The sequence below is a fragment of the Streptomyces sp. NPDC017225 genome (genome assembly GCF_044331465.1).
Classification (GTDB): domain Bacteria; phylum Actinomycetota; class Actinomycetes; order Streptomycetales; family Streptomycetaceae; genus Streptomyces.
Genome location: NZ_JBIRNE010000022.1, coordinates 36,269 through 52,635, shown reverse-complemented (window position 1 = coordinate 52,635; position 16,367 = coordinate 36,269). Strand labels below are relative to the sequence as shown.

Annotated in this window: 17 protein-coding genes; 14 read left to right on the top strand and 3 right to left on the bottom strand. The window is 72.7% G+C overall.

What is annotated here, in order from left to right; translation table 11 throughout:
* Window positions 1–31 precede the first annotated feature (31 nt).
* Both ACH4NX_RS32885 and ACH4NX_RS32880 read left to right on the top strand, forming a co-directional pair.
* Complete coding sequence (locus ACH4NX_RS32885; RefSeq protein WP_398129720.1) at window positions 32–766, top strand: TioE family transcriptional regulator; 735 nt, start codon at window positions 32–34, stop codon at window positions 764–766.
* Window positions 767–826: 60 nt separating this feature from the next.
* Window positions 827–1,687 carry a thioesterase family protein gene (locus ACH4NX_RS32880; protein ID WP_398129719.1) on the top strand — a complete coding sequence of 287 codons (861 nt, stop codon included), beginning with the start codon at window positions 827–829 and terminating at the stop codon, window positions 1,685–1,687.
* A gap of 228 nt (window positions 1,688–1,915) precedes the next feature.
* Here the strand turns inward: ACH4NX_RS32880 and ACH4NX_RS32875 are convergent, their stop codons facing one another.
* Window positions 1,916–2,587, bottom strand: a complete 672-nt coding sequence (locus ACH4NX_RS32875) for a TetR family transcriptional regulator (protein WP_351400224.1) — start codon at window positions 2,585–2,587, stop codon at window positions 1,916–1,918.
* A 114-nt stretch (window positions 2,588–2,701) separates the two neighbouring features.
* Between ACH4NX_RS32875 and ACH4NX_RS32870 the strand changes: the two genes are divergently transcribed.
* The 3 genes from ACH4NX_RS32870 to ACH4NX_RS32860 all read left to right on the top strand — a co-directional run bounded on the left by ACH4NX_RS32870 (window position 2,702) and on the right by ACH4NX_RS32860 (window position 4,545).
* Window positions 2,702–2,869 carry a hypothetical protein gene (locus tag ACH4NX_RS32870; RefSeq protein ID WP_351400225.1) on the top strand — a complete coding sequence of 56 codons (168 nt, stop codon included), beginning with the start codon at window positions 2,702–2,704 and terminating at the stop codon, window positions 2,867–2,869.
* A 46-nt stretch (window positions 2,870–2,915) separates the two neighbouring features.
* Window positions 2,916–3,185 carry a DUF4190 domain-containing protein gene (locus tag ACH4NX_RS32865; RefSeq protein ID WP_351400226.1) on the top strand — a complete coding sequence of 90 codons (270 nt, stop codon included), beginning with the start codon at window positions 2,916–2,918 and terminating at the stop codon, window positions 3,183–3,185.
* Window positions 3,186–3,375: 190 nt separating this feature from the next.
* Window positions 3,376–4,545, top strand: coding sequence for a cysteine desulfurase family protein (locus ACH4NX_RS32860; protein ID WP_398129718.1), 1,170 nt, complete (start codon window positions 3,376–3,378; stop codon window positions 4,543–4,545).
* A 7-nt stretch (window positions 4,546–4,552) separates the two neighbouring features.
* Here the strand turns inward: ACH4NX_RS32860 and ACH4NX_RS32855 are convergent, their stop codons facing one another.
* Complete coding sequence (locus ACH4NX_RS32855; RefSeq protein ID WP_398129717.1) at window positions 4,553–5,341, bottom strand: N-acetylmuramoyl-L-alanine amidase; 789 nt, start codon at window positions 5,339–5,341, stop codon at window positions 4,553–4,555.
* Window positions 5,342–5,401: 60 nt separating this feature from the next.
* Here ACH4NX_RS32855 and mnmA point away from each other — a divergent pair, with 60 nt between their 5' ends.
* On the top strand, window positions 5,402–6,535 hold the full coding sequence (gene mnmA, locus ACH4NX_RS32850; protein WP_351400230.1) for a tRNA 2-thiouridine(34) synthase MnmA: 1,134 nt from the start codon (window positions 5,402–5,404) through the stop codon (window positions 6,533–6,535).
* A gap of 39 nt (window positions 6,536–6,574) precedes the next feature.
* Here the strand turns inward: mnmA and ACH4NX_RS32845 are convergent, their stop codons facing one another.
* On the bottom strand, window positions 6,575–6,919 hold the full coding sequence (locus tag ACH4NX_RS32845; protein ID WP_398129716.1) for a DUF427 domain-containing protein: 345 nt from the start codon (window positions 6,917–6,919) through the stop codon (window positions 6,575–6,577).
* Between the two features lie 92 nt (window positions 6,920–7,011).
* Here ACH4NX_RS32845 and ACH4NX_RS32840 point away from each other — a divergent pair, with 92 nt between their 5' ends.
* The 8 genes from ACH4NX_RS32840 (at window position 7,012) to ACH4NX_RS32805 (ending at window position 16,359) form a co-directional block, all read left to right on the top strand.
* On the top strand, window positions 7,012–7,551 hold the full coding sequence (locus ACH4NX_RS32840; protein ID WP_351400232.1) for a TIGR00730 family Rossman fold protein: 540 nt from the start codon (window positions 7,012–7,014) through the stop codon (window positions 7,549–7,551).
* A gap of 26 nt (window positions 7,552–7,577) precedes the next feature.
* A complete protein-coding gene (locus ACH4NX_RS32835; RefSeq protein WP_351400233.1) occupies window positions 7,578–8,267 on the top strand; it encodes an SDR family oxidoreductase in 690 nt (229 codons plus the stop codon).
* Between the two features lie 46 nt (window positions 8,268–8,313).
* Entirely contained in the window at window positions 8,314–9,327 is a 1,014-nt protein-coding gene (locus ACH4NX_RS32830; RefSeq protein WP_398129715.1) for a methionine synthase, read from the top strand.
* Between the two features lie 15 nt (window positions 9,328–9,342).
* Window positions 9,343–11,538: an NAD-dependent DNA ligase LigA gene (ligA, locus tag ACH4NX_RS32825; protein WP_398129714.1), complete on the top strand. Its 2,196-nt coding sequence runs from the start codon at window positions 9,343–9,345 to the stop codon at window positions 11,536–11,538.
* A 258-nt stretch (window positions 11,539–11,796) separates the two neighbouring features.
* Window positions 11,797–14,166 carry a putative bifunctional diguanylate cyclase/phosphodiesterase gene (locus tag ACH4NX_RS32820; protein ID WP_398129713.1) on the top strand — a complete coding sequence of 790 codons (2,370 nt, stop codon included), beginning with the start codon at window positions 11,797–11,799 and terminating at the stop codon, window positions 14,164–14,166.
* A 161-nt stretch (window positions 14,167–14,327) separates the two neighbouring features.
* Window positions 14,328–14,624: an Asp-tRNA(Asn)/Glu-tRNA(Gln) amidotransferase subunit GatC gene (gene gatC, locus ACH4NX_RS32815; RefSeq protein ID WP_003973500.1), complete on the top strand. Its 297-nt coding sequence runs from the start codon at window positions 14,328–14,330 to the stop codon at window positions 14,622–14,624.
* Between the two features lie 5 nt (window positions 14,625–14,629).
* Window positions 14,630–16,123, top strand: coding sequence for an Asp-tRNA(Asn)/Glu-tRNA(Gln) amidotransferase subunit GatA (gene gatA, locus ACH4NX_RS32810; protein WP_351400238.1), 1,494 nt, complete (start codon window positions 14,630–14,632; stop codon window positions 16,121–16,123).
* On the top strand, window positions 16,120–16,359 hold the full coding sequence (locus tag ACH4NX_RS32805) for a hypothetical protein (protein ID WP_210960232.1): 240 nt from the start codon (window positions 16,120–16,122) through the stop codon (window positions 16,357–16,359). Before gatA ends, ACH4NX_RS32805 begins: the two co-directional genes overlap by 4 nt.
* The last annotated feature ends 8 nt before the right edge of the window (window positions 16,360–16,367 follow it).

Below are 16,367 nucleotides of genomic sequence, written 5' to 3'. Positions count from 1 at the left end.
GTGGAGACTTTTCCGCGCTACAGTCCGCCTCATGGTCGGAAAGCTTCAAAACGGTGACAGGCTCAGGCCGATCGACCTCGCGCGCGGGCACGGTCTGTCGACGCAGGCCGTCAGGAACTACGAGGAGGCCGGCATCCTTCCAGCCGCCGGTCGCACGGCCCACGGCTACCGCACCTACACCTCCCTGCACGCACGGGCGCTGGGGGCGTTCCTCGCCCTGCTGCCCGGCCACGGCCACCGGTCGGCGGCCTCGATCATGAGGGCCGTGAACCGGGGTGCGGCGGGCGAGGCGTACCGGCTCATCGACGAGAGCCACGCCCAGCTGCTCGACGACCGGCGGACACTTTGGGCCGTGGAGAGCGCGCTGCGTGACCTGGCACACGCGGAGGTGCCCGTGCCCAGCGCGGTGGCGTCCCGTCCGGGCGGTACGTTCGTCGGGCCGCTGGCGGCGGAGCTGGGGATCCGGCCCGCGACGCTGCGCAAGTGGGAGCGTGCCGGGCTGGTGCGCCCGCGCCGCGACCCGCTGACCGGGTACCGCGTCTACGGCGAGGCCGACGTACGGGACGCCCGGCTGGCCCACCAGCTCAGGCGGGGCGGCTACCTGCTGGAGCAGATCGCCCCCGTGATCGCCCAGGTGCGGGACGCCGGTGGGCCGGAGCCGCTGGAGGCCACCCTGCGCGACTGGCACGACCGGGTCTCCGCGCGCGGCCGCGCGATGCTGTCGGGGGCCGCCGAACTGGAGGCGTACCTCCGCGAACGCGGATGAAGCCCTGACCGGACATTCACAAGCTACCGCTTAGTAGCCTGTCTGTTGTACCGTGCAGCCATGCCAGAAGCAGCCTCCGCAGCGGCCATACGGGCCACCATCGGCGACAGCGAGTTCGACCGGGACACCACCGCCACCCGGCGTGCCCCCGGTGTCTACGACATCGACCTCTCCGCCGGCTGGACGATCATCAACGCCGTCAACGGCGGCTACCTGCTGGCCGTCCTGGGCCGCGCCCTCGGGGACGCCCTCCCGCACCCCGACCCCTTCACCATCTCGGCGCACTACCTCACCGCCTCCCGGCCGGGCCCGGCGGTCGTACGCACCGAGACCGTCCGCACGGGACGCACCCTCTCCACCGGCCAGGCCTCCCTCTTCCAGTACGACGACGAGGGCGACGAGGTGGAGCGCATCCGCGTCCTCGCCTCCTACGGCGACCTCGACGCGCTGCCCGACGACGTCCGCACCTCGGCGAAGCCGCCGGCGATCCCGCCGATGGACCAGTGCTTCGGTCCGGAGGACGGCCCCGCCCCCGTCGAGGGCAGCTCGGCGATCGCCGACCGGCTGATGCTCAAGCTGGACCCCGCCACGCTGGGCTGGGCGCTCGGGAAGCCGTCCGGCCGGGGCGAGATGCGGGCCTGGTTCGGGCTCGCCGACGGCCGCGATGCGGACCCCCTGTCGATGCTCCTGGCGGTGGACGCGCTGCCTCCGACCGCCTTCGAGCTCGGGCTCAAGGGCTGGGTCCCCACGGTCGAGCTGACCGCGCACGTGCGGTGCCGTCCGGCGCCGGGGCCGCTGCGCGTCTCCATCACCACCCGCAACCTGGCCGGCGGCTTCCTCGAGGAGGACGCGGAGGTCTGGGACAGCGCCGACCGCCTGGTGGCCCAGTCCCGTCAGCTGGCCCGCGTCCGGCTCGGCTGACCCACGCCCCCGCGCGGCACGCCGGAGCCGTGAAGTCCGGCCGTACCGTCCACCGGGACGCCGAGGTCCCTGTCCGCTTCCGGCGTCCCGGTTTCGGCGGCCTGGTCTCCGGTGTGCCTTCCGACGGCCGACGGTCGACGGCCGACGGCAGGTTGCCAGTTGCTGGTCGCCGACAGCCGACAGCCGACAGCCGACAGCCGGTCGCCGATGGCCGACCACGGGCGGCCGTCAGTCCAGCCAGTGCCGGCGGCCGAGGCTGATCAGCCGCATCTGGCGGGTCGCGGTGTCGGCCGCCCTCCGGCGCGCCGCTTCCGCCGCCTCCCGCCCTTCCGCCACCTCCGCCGCTTCCGCTGCCTCCGGCGTCTCCAGGGCTTCCAGGAACAGGGAGCCCGTGGCGAGCATCTGATCGACGTAGAGACCCGCCAGCATCAGCAGATCGGCGTCGCTCCAGCCCACCGACAGGGGGTCCTTGGCCAGCTCGGCCTTCACCTCCTCCGCGAACCGGGCCAGTTGCTCCCGTATGGCCTCCCGCACCGGCTGCACCCCGCCGTGCCGCTCGCGCGCGATGAACCGGACGTGGGCGGGGTACGCGGCCACGTGACCGGCGATCAGCTCGACCGCGCGGGCGATGCGTTCGTCGCTGTCCTCGGCCGGTGACACCGTCGTCCGGATCATCGGGTGCAGGCTGCCCAGCGCCTCCTCGACCAGCGCCACGCCGAGATCGGCGGTGGAGCGGAAGTGCCGGTAGAAGGCGGTCGGGGCGACGCCCACGGCGCGGGTGACCTCGCGCAGGCCCAGGCTGCTCAGGCTCTGCTCCTCCAGCAGCCCGAGGGCCGCGTCCAGGAGCGCCTGCCGGGTCTTCCGCTTCTGGGCCTGCCGAACGCCGGCGGTGTGACTCATGCCATGCAGTCAACAACTGTTCTCTGAAATTGAAAAGCCGTGCCGCGCGTTAGGCTGGAAGTCAGTGAACAACTGTAACCGCAACCGTTCACGAAAGGTCGGGGGATTCGCCCCATGCTGTTTCTCGTCGCCGCACTCCTGCTCCTCGGCGTGGTGCTGGGCACCGTCGCCCACGCGCCGCTCAGCTTCTCCGTCGCCGCCGGCCTGGTCATCGCCGTCTGGCTCGGCGTCTTCGCGCTCCGCGAGCGGCACGGCCGCCGACGGAGCACCTCCGCCCGCTGACGCACGGCACACACGCACAGCACCGACGCACGGCAGGGAGAACACCATGCAGCTCACCGCACCGGCCACCGCCCGCCGCACCGGCATCCGGGACACCGACGGCATGGCCGTCGCCTCCTTCGTCCTCGGCCTGCTCGGTCTGCTCGTCCTCAACGTCTTCCTCGGCCCGATCGCCATCGTGCTGGCGGGCGTCGCCCTGTGGCGCGGCACCGCCCGCCGCGGCCGGGCCCTGCTCGGCCTCGGGCTGGGCGTCGCGGACCTGTTGGTCCTGGTGGCGTTCATGGCCGCGGACGACACGATGTCGTGGAGTCTGTGAGCCGCGCCGAGCCGCGCCGAGTCGCGCCGCGCCGCGCCGCGCCGCGCCGCGCCGCGTACCCGTACGAGCCCCGCCCCTCCGCGCGGGCCCTCCGCGAGCGCCATCCGCGCGCCATTCGCACGGCCGTGCGGGGAAGAGGCCAACCTTGGCCTGAGGCCGGGCGGGAGTGCCCCGTAGAATCGGCCCCACCATGGCTTACCTCGACCACGCCGCGACCACCCCGATGCTTCCCGAGGCGGTCGAGGCACTCACCGCGCACCTGAGCGCCACCGGCAACGCCTCCTCCCTCCACGCGTCCGGCCGCCGCGCGCGGCGCACCGTCGAGGAGTCCCGCGAGGCCCTTGCCGAAGCCCTCGGCGCCCGCCCCAGCGAGGTGGTCCTCACCTCCGGCGGCACCGAGGCCGACAACCTCGCCGTCAAGGGCCTGTACTGGGCCCGCCGCGACGCCGACCCGGCCCGCACCCGGGTCCTGGCCAGCCCTGTCGAGCACCACGCCGTCCTCGACGCCGTCCACTGGCTCGGCGAACACGAGGGCGCGCGGGTCGAGTACCTGCCGGTCGATGCCCACGGCCGCGTCCACCCCGAGGCGCTGCGCGAGGCCATCGCCCGCGACCCCGCCGACGTGGCCCTCGCCACCGTCATGTGGGCCAACAACGAGATCGGCACCATCATGCCGGTCCGTGAACTCGCCGACGTGACCGCCGAGTTCGACGTGCCGCTGCACGCCGACGCGGTCCAGGCCGTCGGTCAGCTCCCGGTCGACTTCGCCGCCTCCGGGCTCGCCGCCATGACGGTTTCCGGCCACAAGATCGGCGGCCCCTACGGCATCGGCGCGCTGCTGCTGGGCCGCGAGTACAGCCCCGTACCGGTCCTGCACGGCGGCGGCCAGGAACGCCACGTCCGCTCCGGCACCCTCGACGTCCCCGCCGTCGCCTCCTTCGCGGTCGCCGGGCGCCTCGCCGCCGGGCAGCGCGAGTGGTTCGCCCGCGAGATCGGCGCCCTGCGCGACGACCTGGTCGACGCCGTCCGTACGGCGGTCCCGGACGCCATCCTGGGCGGCGACCCGGCACCGGAGGGCCGCCTCCCGGCCAACGCCCACTTCACCTTCCCGGGCTGCGAGGGCGACTCCCTCCTCCTCCTGCTCGACGCCCAGGGCATCGAGTGCTCCACCGGCTCGGCCTGCACCGCCGGCGTCGCCCAGCCCAGCCACGTCCTGCTGGCCACCGGCACCGATCCCGACCTGGCCCGCGGCACCCTGCGCTTCTCGCTGGGCCACACCTCCACCGAGGCCGACGTCGAGGCCCTCGCCAAGGCGATCGGCCCGGCGGTGGAACGCGCCCGCGCGGCGGGACTGAGCTGAGACCCGGCTAGGCGCCGGACCGGGAGGGACCGCCCGACGGGCCGCCCGACGGGGCGCTCGTGGCCGCCCGCCGCACCAGCTTCATGTACCGGTCCCAGTCCCAGTGCGGCCCCGGATCGGTGTGGTCGGTGCCGGGCACCTGTACGTGGCCGATGATGTGCTCGCGGTCCAGGGGTATGTCGTACCGCGCGCAGATCCCCGCCGTCAGCCGCGCCGAGGCCGCGTACATCTCGTCGGTGAGGTCCTGCGGGCGGTCCACGAAGCCCTCGTGCTCGATGCCGACGCTGCGTTCGTTGTAGTCGCGGTTGCCCGCCTGGTAGGCCACGTCCAGCTCGCGGACCATCTGGGTGACGCGCCCGTCCTGCCCGACGATGTAGTGGGTGGCCGCCTTGTGCCCGGGGTCCTGGAAGGCCCTGACCGCACTCTCGAAACTGCCCTGTGTGACATGGACGATCACCATGTCGACACCGAAGTCGTCGGGCCGGTCGGCACGCCGCCAGTTCTCGTCCGAGGCCGCCACCCAACTCGCGCCGGCGTAGTCGACCACTCCCTCCTCGCGGGGCCGCTCGACTCCCGGCACGCGCCACCACAGGCGGGCCAGCTCGTCGCGCGCCAGCACGGCCGTGCCCACGGCCGCCGCCGTGCCGCCGACGATCAGCGCGCGGCGGCCGATGCGCCGGTCCGCGTCCCCGGGCCTGCCCGTGGGTCCGCCGGAGGACCCGCCCGCGGACCCGCCGGCGGACTCGCCGGCCGACCCGCCGGTGGATGAGCTTCTGGATTCGTGCTTCGCCCCCATGCGATCAACAACGCATACTCGCGGGCTCCGGTTCCCGCCTCCCCGTACCCTGGAAGGGCTATGACTGATGACACCCCGCAGCGCACCCGTCCCCTCCGCGTCCTCGCCGCCATGTCGGGCGGAGTCGACTCCGCCGTCGCCGCCGCCCGCGCGGCCGAGGCGGGGCACGACGTGACCGGCGTCCACCTCGCGCTCTCCGCGAACCCGCAGTCCTTCCGCACGGGCGCGCGGGGCTGTTGCACCATCGAGGACTCGCGGGACGCCCGCCGCGCCGCGGACGTCATCGGCATCCCGTTCTACGTGTGGGACCTCGCCGACCGCTTCCGGGAGGACGTGGTCGAGGACTTCGTCGCCGAGTACGAGGCCGGCCGCACCCCCAACCCCTGCCTGCGCTGCAACGAGAAGATCAAGTTCGCCGCGCTGCTCGACAAGGCGCTCGCCCTCGGCTTCGACGCCGTCTGCACCGGCCACTACGCCAAGGTGATCCTCAAGGACGACGGCACGCGCGAGCTGCACCGCGCCTCCGACATGGCCAAGGACCAGAGCTACGTCCTGGGCGTGCTGGACGACCGGCAGCTCGCGCACGCGATGTTCCCGCTCGGCGACACCCTCACCACCAAGGACGAGATCCGCGCGGAGGCCGAGCGCAGGGACCTGGCGGTCGCCAAGAAGCCCGACTCGCACGACATCTGCTTCATCGCCGACGGCGACACCCAGGGCTTCCTGGCCGACCGGCTCGGCAAGGCCGAGGGTGACATCGTCGACGAGGCGGGCAACCGGCTCGGCACCCACGAAGGCGCGTTCGGTTACACCATCGGCCAGCGCAAGGGCCTCAGGATCGGTACCCCGGCCCCCGACGGCAAGCCGCGCTACGTCCTGGACATCTCCCCGGTGACCAACACGGTGACCGTCGGCCCCGCGGACTCCCTGGACGTCCACGCGCTGCGCGCGATCAAGCCCCGCTGGTGCGGCGCCGCCCCCACCGGCCCCGGCACCTACACCGCCCAGCTCCGCGCCCACGGCGGCGAGACCGAGGTACGGGCCGAGCTGGTCGGCGAGTCCCTCGAGGTCTCCTTCACGGAGCCGGTGCGCGGCGTCGCCCCCGGCCAGGCGATCGTGCTGTACGACGGCACACGCGTGGTCGGCTCGGCGACGATCGCGTCCACCACGCGCGCGACGGCCGGCGTGGCCTGAGCCGGAGGTGCCGACGATCGGTCGGGACACACGAATCGGTCAGGACACCTCGACCTCGTAGAAGCAGAGGTGGTCCTTGATGTCCCGTACCTCCGGCTTCGGGTCCGGGTACGCCCAGACGACGTCCGCCGCCTGGGGCAGCGACCAGTAGGACGCGTCGCCCTTGAAGGGGCAGTGCGTCCGCGTGTCGGACGGGGTCAGCAGGTCGAGGCGTACGTCCCGGGGCGGGAGGTAGTAACGCTCCGGGAGGCCCGTCTCCCGCAGGACCAGTGCCTCGTCGCTCTCCGCCAGGACCTGCCCGCCGTGCACCACGCGCACGTGCCGGTCGCTGCGCTCGACGGTGATGCGGTGTCCCTTGAGTCCCTTGAGCTTTTCGAGTCCCACGATCGTCCTCCTCGGTGGCAGTGGCCCCGGTCACTTCAGCGCGGCCGGAAGCCGGGTTCTTCCCCGTGGGGTGCCGAACGTACCGTTGCCCCATGAACATCTGCGTCTTCCTCTCCGCCGCCGACCTCGACGAGCGCTACACGCGCCCCGCGAAGGAGTTCGCCGAGCTGCTCGGCAGGGGCGGTCACACCCTGGTGTGGGGCGGCTCCGACGTCGGGCTGATGAAGGTGGTCGCCGACGGCGTGCAGGAGTCCGGAGGGCGGCTGCTGGGGGTCTCGGTGGACTTCCTGGCGGCCAAGGCGCGCGAGGGCGCCGACGAGATGGTGATCGCCCGGGACCTCGCCGAGCGCAAGCGGCTGCTGCTGGAGAAGGCCGACGCCGTCGTGATCATGGTGGGCGGCACCGGCACGCTGGACGAGGCCACGGAGATCCTGGAGCTGAAGAAGCACGGGCACACCGACAAGCCGGTCGTCCTGCTCAACACGGCGGGCTTCTACGACGGGCTCAGGGAGCAGTTCCGCCGGATGGAGGACGAGGGGTTCCTGCCCCGCCCCCTCACCGAGCTGGTGTTCTTCGCCGAGGAGCCCGTCGGGGCGCTCGCCTACCTGGAGGAGGGCCAGGGCATCGAGTGAGGCCGCGGTGGTGCGAGCATGGCGGCATGGCTACACATGTGATCACCGGAGCGGGCTCCGGCATCGGCGCCGCCGTCACCCGCCGCCTGCACGAGCGCGGCGACGAGGTCGTGCTCCACGCGCGCGACGCGGGCCGGGCGAAGGAACTGGCGGCCGCGTTCCCCGGCGCCAGGACGCTGGTCGGCGACCTGGCCGACCCGGAGAAACTCTCCTGGGCCTTCTCGCACCAGACCCTGCCCGACCGGGTGGACTCGCTGCTGCACATCGCCGGCGTGGTCGACCTCGGCCCGGTCGGCGACCTCACCCCGAAGACCTGGCGCCACCAGCTGGGCGTCAACCTGATCGCCCCCGCCGAGCTGACCCGTCTCTTCCTGCCCCAGCTGCGCGTCGCCCAGGGCCACGTGCTGTTCGTCAACTCCGGATCCGGCCTGAACGCCCACGCCGGCTGGTCCGCGTACGCCGCCTCCAAGCACGGGCTGAAGGCACTGGCCGACTCCCTGCGCCAGGAGGAGCACGCGAACGGCGTCCGCGTCACCTCGGTCTACCCCGGCCGCACCACCAGCCCCATGCAGGCCAAGGTGCACCGGCAGGAGGGCAAGGAGTACGACCCCACCAAGTGGATCGACCCCGAGTCGGTCGCCACGACGATCCTGATGGCCCTGGACCTGCCCAGGGACGCGGAGGTCAACGACCTGACGGTGCGCCCGGGGCGGTGACGGCCCGCCGGGGCGCGGGCGGCGTCCTGCCGCATAGGCTGGCCGGGTGAGCGACAACAGCCAGACCAGCCCGCGCTTCGGCCCCGCCACCGGCATCGGTTCCCTGCCCGGCCACGACGCCCGCGAGGCCGTCAAGACCGTCACCGGCACCTTCGAGGACTTCCCCCACCTCCCCGAGCTGCCCGCCCGCGGCCCCGGCGCCGACATGATCGGCCGCACCGCCGGGATGCTCGTCGAGCTGTACGCGCGCGTGGAGCCCAGCGGCTGGCGGCTCGGCGACCGGCCGGGGCGCGACACCAAGCGGGCCCGGGCCTGGCTCGGTGAGGACCTCGACGCCCTGGAGGAGTTCACCCAGGGCTACGAGGGGCCGCTGAAGGTCCAGGCCGTCGGCCCCTGGACGCTGGCCGCCGCCCTGGAACTCAGGAACGGCGAGGCGGTCCTCTCCGACGCCGGCGCGTCCCGCGACCTCGCCGCCTCGCTCGCGGAAGGGCTGCGGCTGCACCTCGCCGAGGTCCGGCGCCGGGTGCCCGGTGCCGGGATCGTGCTCCAGCTGGACGAGCCGTCCCTCACCGCCGTCCTGCGCGGCCGGGTACGGAGCGCCAGCGGCTACCGCACCCACCGGGCCGTCGACCGCCAGGCCGTCGAGGCCGCGCTCCGCGACGTCGCCGCGGTACACGGCGACGACCCCGTCGTGGTCCACTCCTGCGCACCGGACGTGCCGTTCGCCCTGCTGCGCCGGGCCGGCGTCGCGGGTGTCTCCTTCGACTTCTCACTCCTCACCGAGCGTGACGACGACGTGATCGGCGAGGCCGTCGAGGGCGGCACCCGGCTGCTGGCCGGTGTCGTACCGGGCACGGACACCGCATTGTCAGACCCTGCCGGTAGCGTCATGGGGGTCAGGACGCTGTGGCGCAGGCTGGGGCTGCATCCGGGGCTTCTCGCGGAGGCGGTCACCGTGACGCCGGCGTGCGGACTCGCGGGCGCGTCCCCCGAGTACGCCCGCCGGGCGCTCGCCCACTGCGCCCGGGCGGCGAGATCCCTCGCGGACAACCCAGAGTAACGGGAGGACGACACGGTGGCCGGCGACAAGCAGGCGGAGACGACGAGCGTGCCCGCCGAGGCGCGCGAGAAGCACGTGCAGCTCGCTGAGCGGATCGAGGAGCACCGCTTCCGGTACTACGTGAAGGACGCCCCCGTCGTCAGCGACGCGGACTTCGACCGGCTGCTGCGTTCCCTGGAGGAGCTGGAGGAGGAGTATCCGCAGCTGCGCACCCCGGACTCTCCCACCCAGAAGGTCGCCGGGTCCTACGAGACGGAGTTCACGGCCGTAGAGCACCGCTCGCGCATGCTCTCCCTCGACAACACCTTCAACGACGACGAGCTCGCCGCCTGGACCGAGCGCATCGCCCGGGAGCTGGGCGAGCAGAAGTACCACTTCCTGTGCGAGCTGAAGGTCGACGGACTCGCCGTCAACCTCACCTACGAGCGGGGCCGGCTCGTCCGCGCGGCCACCCGCGGCGACGGCCGCACCGGCGAGGACATCACCCCCAACGTCCGCACCATCGCCGACATCCCGGAGCGCCTCACGGGGGACGAGGTCCCCGACCTCGTGGAGATCCGCGGCGAGGTCTACTTCCCGATGGAGAAGTTCCAGGAGCTCAACAAGCGGCTGAACGAGGCGGGGGACAAGCCCTTCGCCAACCCGCGCAACGCGGCGGCGGGTTCGCTGCGCCAGAAGGACCCGCGCGTCACCGCCACCCGCCCGCTCCACATGGTCGTCCACGGCATCGGCGTCCTGGAGGGCTTCAAGGGCATGACCCGCCTCTCCCAGGCCTACGACCTGCTGAAGACCTGGGGCCTGCCCACCTCCCCGCACAACAGGGTGGTCGACGGACTCGACGGCGTACGGGAGTTCATCGCGTACTACGGCGAGAACCGGCACTCCGTGGCGCACGAGATCGACGGTGTCGTCGTCAAACTCGACGAGATCCGCCTCCAGGGACGGCTCGGCTCCACGGCCCGGGCGCCGCGCTGGGCCATCGCCTACAAATACGCGCCGGAAGAGGTCAACACCAAGCTCGTCGACATCAAGGTGGGCGTCGGCCGCACCGGCCGCGTCACGCCGTACGCGCAGGTCGAGCCGGTCACGGTGGCCGGCAGCGAGGTGGAGTTCGCCACGCTGCACAACCAGGAGGTCGTCAAGGCCAAGGGCGTGCTCATCGGCGACACCGTGGTGTTGCGCAAGGCCGGTGACGTGATCCCGGAGATCCTCGGGCCGGTCGCCGACCTGCGGGACGGCGGCGAGCGGGAGTTCGTCATGCCGGTCGAGTGCCCCGAGTGCGGGACGCCGCTGAAGGCGATGAAGGAGGGCGACATCGACCTCCGTTGCCCCAACGCCCGCACGTGCCCGGCCCAGTTGCGGGAGCGAGTCTCCTACCTCGCCGGCCGGGAGTGCCTGGACATCGAGCACTTCGGCGGTGTCGTGGCGGCCGCGCTGACCGGGCCGCTGGAGCCCTCTCGGCCGCCGCTGGTGGACGAGGGCGACCTCTTCGACCTCACCGTCGAGAAGCTGCTGCCCATCAAGGCGTACGTCCTCGACCCGGACAGCGGGCTGCCCAAGCGCGACCCCAGGACGGGCGAGGAGAAGATCGTCACGGTCTTCGCCAACAAGGAGGGCGAGCCGAAGAAGAACACCCTCGCGCTGCTGCGGCACATCGAGGAGGCCAAGACCCGTCCGCTGGCCCGCTTCCTCAACGGGCTCTCCATCCGGCACGTCGGGCCCGTCGCCGCCCAGGCCCTGGCCCGCGAGTTCCGCTCGCTCGACCGCATCGAGCAGGCCACCGAGGCGGAGTTGTCGAACACCGACGGCGTCGGCCCGATCATCGCCACCGCTCTCAAGGAGTGGTTCGCAGAGGAGTGGCACCGCGAGATCGTCCGCAAGTGGAAGGCGGCCGGAGTCCCGCTGGAGGACCGGTCGACGGGGGAGGACGAGGGGCCCCGTCCGCTCCAGGGGCTGACCGTCGTGGTCACCGGCACCCTGGAGAACTTCACCCGGGACGGAGCCAAGGACGCCCTGCAGAGCAGAGGCGCGAAGGTGACCGGGTCGGTCTCCAAAAAGACGTCGTTCGTGGTGGTCGGTGACAGTCCCGGTTCGAAGTACGACAAGGCGATGCAGCTGAAAGTACCGGTTCTGAACGAGGACGGTTTCACCGTCCTGCTCGAACAAGGACCCGAAGCGGCGGCCGACGTCGCACTTTCGGCTGAGGAATAGCGGTTGAAGGCCACCCGTTCGGCGCATACCAGATGCATACGGGTGGCCAGGTCGCATTCGGGCAACCGCCGACGACCGGTGCCCCTGGAAGCCTTCCGCGGCCTACTGTTGAGGTGTGCGCCCGCCGTGCCCGGCTGCGGTCGGGGCATCCCCCTGCCCCGAGGGACGGGAGGAAGAGGTCTCCGACGCGGAGCCGTTGATGGTGGTCGAGGCGGGGGCCGCGTGGCGTGGGCACCGCCGGCTGTGAGAGGGACGGGAATGGAACCGACCGAGAGCGCCGCCGCGGGCTCACGGCTGCGCCTGCGTCGCATGGTGGGCGCGTGGCACGTGAGCCGGTGGCTCGGGCAGCGCGGTGGTGGCGCACCGCATCCCAAGGCCGCCGTCCGGGGCTCCGGGCCGCCCGCCGCCGTCCGCGGCTCCGCCTCTCCGGTCACCGGCCGGGGCTCCGGACCACCGGCCGCCGCTCGCGGCTCGGGGCCGCCCACCACCGGTCGCGGCTCCGGTCCGCCGGCCGCCCGCCACCCCTCCCTCCTGTCCGGCACCGGCACGGACGCCGGCACCGGCACCGACGGTGAACGGCACCTGGCCTGGCCCGCGTTGCCCTCGGCGGTCGTCGCGGCCGCCGCCTTCGTGCTGGGCGCCGGCTTCTACCGGGCGTTCACCGACGGCCAGGCCCTCTTCCCGTCCGGCACCGTCGGCTGGTCCCTGGCCGTGCTGACCGGCGTCGTCGTCGGCCACCTGGTGATGCTCGGCCGCTCCCGCTGGTGGGGCGGCACCGGCTCCGGCGCCGCCCTCAGCCTCGCCGTCCTGCTGCTGTACGGCTGGCTTCCGGCCGGCCTGGTCAGCCTCACCGTCGTCGTCCTGGTCGGCATAGCCCGCCGGGGCCGCTGGCGGCAGGGCGTCCTGCACGGCGCGGTGGACATCCTCGGCATCGCCGCGGGCGCCCTGCTGCTGGGCGTCTGCGGCTCCGTACCGACCGTCGAGGACCCCTGGGACCCGAACACCTGGGGGGTGTACGCGGCGCCCAAGGTGGTGCTCGTCGCGGTCGCCTACCTCGCCGTCACCCGCGCCCTGCTCTGGTACCTGCAGACACCGCGCCCGGGCCTGCCCACCGTCGCCCGCTCCGCCCTGGTCAGACAGGGCCTGGTCGCCGTCGCGCTGCTCGGCATCGCCCCGCTGGTCTGCGTGGTGGCCGTCGCCAAGCCGCTGCTGCTGCCGCTGTTCTCCATCCCGCTGATCGCCCTCGACTCCACGCTGTGGATCGCCCGCGCCCGGGCCGAGGAGCAACTGCGCGACCCGCTCACCGGACTGCCCAACCGTCAGTGGCTGCTCGAGCGGACCTGGGCCGCCCTGGACGACGCCGAGCGCATCGGGGCCCGCGCCGCCCTGATGCTGATCGACCTCGACCGCTTCCGGTCGGTCAACGACACGCTCGGACACCTCGCCGGCGACCGGCTGCTGCTGCAGACCGCCGACCGGCTGCGGCAGGCCCTGCCGCGCGGAGCGGAGGCCGCGCGGCTCGGCGGCGACGAGTTCGCCGTCCTGCTGCCCGTCGCCGACTCGACCACGTCGGCGACCCGGATCGCCCGGAGCCTGGTGGCCGCGCTCAGCTCCCCGATGGACCTGGACGGGCTCACCCTCGTCCTGGAGGCCAGCGCCGGCGTCGCCGTCTTCCCCGACCACGCGCTGGACACCGAAGGGCTGCTGCGCCGCACGGACGTGGCGATGTACCAGGCGAAGCGGGACCGTACGGGCGTGGAGGTCTACGAGTCCAAGCGGGACTCCAACACCCCCGACCGGCTCGGGCTGCTGGGCGACCTGCGCCGGGCCCTGGACGCCCACGAGGTCCAGCTGCACTACCAGCCCAAGGTCCGCTTCGACGGACAGGTCGCGGGCCTGGAGGCCCTGGTCCGCTGGGTGCACCCCGAGCGGGGCAAGGTGCCCCCGGACGAGTTCATAGCGATCGCCGAGTCCTCCGGACTGATGCCCCACCTCACCGAGTACGTGCTGGAGAGGGCCCTCGAACAGGTCGCCCAGTGGCGCTCCCAGGGCCTGTTCGTGCCCGTCGCGGTCAACGTCTCCCCGCGCGACGTCCACACCCCCGGCTTCGCGGGCGCGGTCGCCGCCCGGCTCGCCCGGCACGGCGTCCCGGCGGGAGCGCTCCAACTGGAGATCACGGAACACGTCCTCCTGGAGGACCCGCAGCGCGCCGCCGACACCCTCAACGCGCTGACCGGACACGGCGTGAAGATGTCCCTGGACGACTTCGGCACCGGCTACTCCTCCCTCGTCCACCTGCGCAAGCTCCCGGTCAGCGAGCTGAAGATCGACCGCTCGTTCGTGGCCCGGCTGGCCGTCGACACCGAGGACGCGGCCATCGTGCGCTGCACCGTCGACCTCGCGCACTCGCTCGGCCTGCTCGTCGTCGCCGAGGGCGTGGAGGACGACGAGACCTGGGAGCGCCTGCGCGACCTGGGCTGCGACGCCGTACAGGGCTGGCTGGTCGCGGCCGCGATGCCGCCGGAGGAGACCACCGCCTGGCTGCTGGCCCGCGGCGACCGCGGCTGGCAGCGTCCCGCGGCGGCCCTTCCGGCAGCCGCGGCGGACGACCCGGGGCGGGTGGGATAGCGGCGGGGCCGGCGCCCCCTCGGGGCGCTTCGGCGCCGTCGCTCCGGCGCTGAGGGCGACCGTTTCACGCGCACCGGCCCCCGACCCATAGGATTGGGCCAAACCGACTTGCGAAAGCCGATTTGCCCACACCACACACACTCACCCCAGAGGAACGCTGCATGCCTGGCATCACGCGCGAGGAGGTCGCCCACCTCGCCCGGCTGGCGCGTCTGGAGCTGAAGCCCGAAGAGCTCGAGCACTTCGCGGGACAGCTGGACGACATCATCGGCGCGGTCGCCCGCGTCAGCGAGGTCGCCGACCAAGACGTACCGCCGACCTCGCACCCGCTCCCGCTGACGAACGTCATGCGGCCGGACGAGGTCCGTCCGTCGCTCACGCCCGAGCAGGCGCTCTCCGGCGCCCCGGCCCAGGAGCAGCAGCGATTCAAGGTGCCGCAGATCCTGGGGGAGGAGTAACCGCCATGAGCGACATCATCAAGCTCACCGCGGCCGAGATCGCCGCGAAGATCGCCTCCGGCGAGCTGACGGCCGTCGAGGTCACCGAGGCCCACCTGGCCCGCATCGAGGCCGTCGACGAGAAGGTGCACGCCTTCCTGCACGTCGACCGCGAGGGCGCCCTCGCCCAGGCACGTGCCGTGGACGCCAAGCGCGAGCGCGGCGAGAAGCTCGGCCCGCTGGCCGGCGTCCCGCTCGCGCTCAAGGACATCTTCACCACCGAGGGCATCCCCACCACCGTCGGCTCGAAGATCCTCGAAGGCTGGATCCCGCCGTACGACGCGACCGTCACCCAGCGGCTGAAGGCCGCCGACGTCGTCATCCTCGGCAAGACCAACATGGACGAGTTCGCCATGGGGTCCTCGACGGAGAACAGCGCGTACGGCCCGACCGGCAACCCCTGGGACCTCACCAGGATCCCCGGCGGTTCCGGCGGCGGTTCCTCCGCCGCCCTCGCCGCCTTCCAGGCGCCGCTCGCCATCGGCACCGACACCGGCGGCTCCATCCGCCAGCCCGCGGCCGTCACCGGCACGGTCGGCGTCAAGCCGACGTACGGCGGCGTCTCCCGCTACGGCATGGTGGCCTTCTCCTCCTCCCTCGACCAGGGCGGGCCCTGCGCCCGTACGGTCCTGGACGCGGCCCTGCTGCACGAGGTGATCGCCGGACACGACCCGATGGACTCCACCTCCATCGACGCCCCGGTCCCCGCGGTCGTCGAGGCCGCCCGCAACGGCTCGGTCTCCGGCATGCGCGTCGGCGTCGTCAAGCAGTTCCGCGGCGAGGGCTACCAGCCCGGCGTCATCCAGCGCTTCGACGAGTCCGTCGAACTGCTCAAGGAGCTGGGCGCCGAGGTCGTCGAGCTGGACTGCCCGTCCTTCGACCTGGCGCTCTCCGCGTACTACCTGATCGCGCCCTCCGAGTGCTCCTCCAACCTCGCCCGCTTCGACGGCCTGCGCTACGGCGCGCGCGTCGGCGACGACGGCACGCACTCCGCCGAGGAGGTCACCTCCCTGACCCGCGAGGCCGGCTTCGGCCCCGAGGTCAAGCGCCGCATCATGCTCGGCACGTACGCCCTGAGCTCGGGCTACTACGACGCGTACTACGGCAGCGCCCAGAAGGTCCGCACCCTGATCAAGCAGGAGTTCGAGCAGGCCTTCGAGCAGGTCGACGTGATCGTCTCCCCGACGACCCCGACCACCGCCTTCCCGATCGGCGAGCGCGCCGACGACCCGATGGCGATGTACCTGGCCGACCTGTGCACCATCCCCACCAACCTGGCGGGCAACGCGGCCATGTCGCTGCCCTGCGGCCTCGCACCCGAGGACAACCTGCCGGTGGGTCTGCAGATCATCGCCCCCGCCATGAAGGACGACCGGCTGTACAAGGTCGGCGCCGCGGTCGAGGCCGCCTTCGTGGAAAGGTGGGGCCACCCGCTGATCGAGGAGGCACCGTCGCTGTGAGCGCACTGTCCAAGGCCAAGGGCTTCAAGAGCTCGAAGTCCGGCCTGTACGTCTCGATGGCCACGTCGGCGTTCGGCGCCGTCGGGGTGTACAAGCAGATCAAGAAGGCCCGCGGCGACCACGACACGCTGCGGCTGCTCGACGCCGTCGTGACCGGAGCAGCGGTCGTCACCAACCTCGCCATCCTCTACCGCGAGCTGAAGCGCCTGGGCGACGACGACGTCCTGCTGGGCTGAGAGGGAAG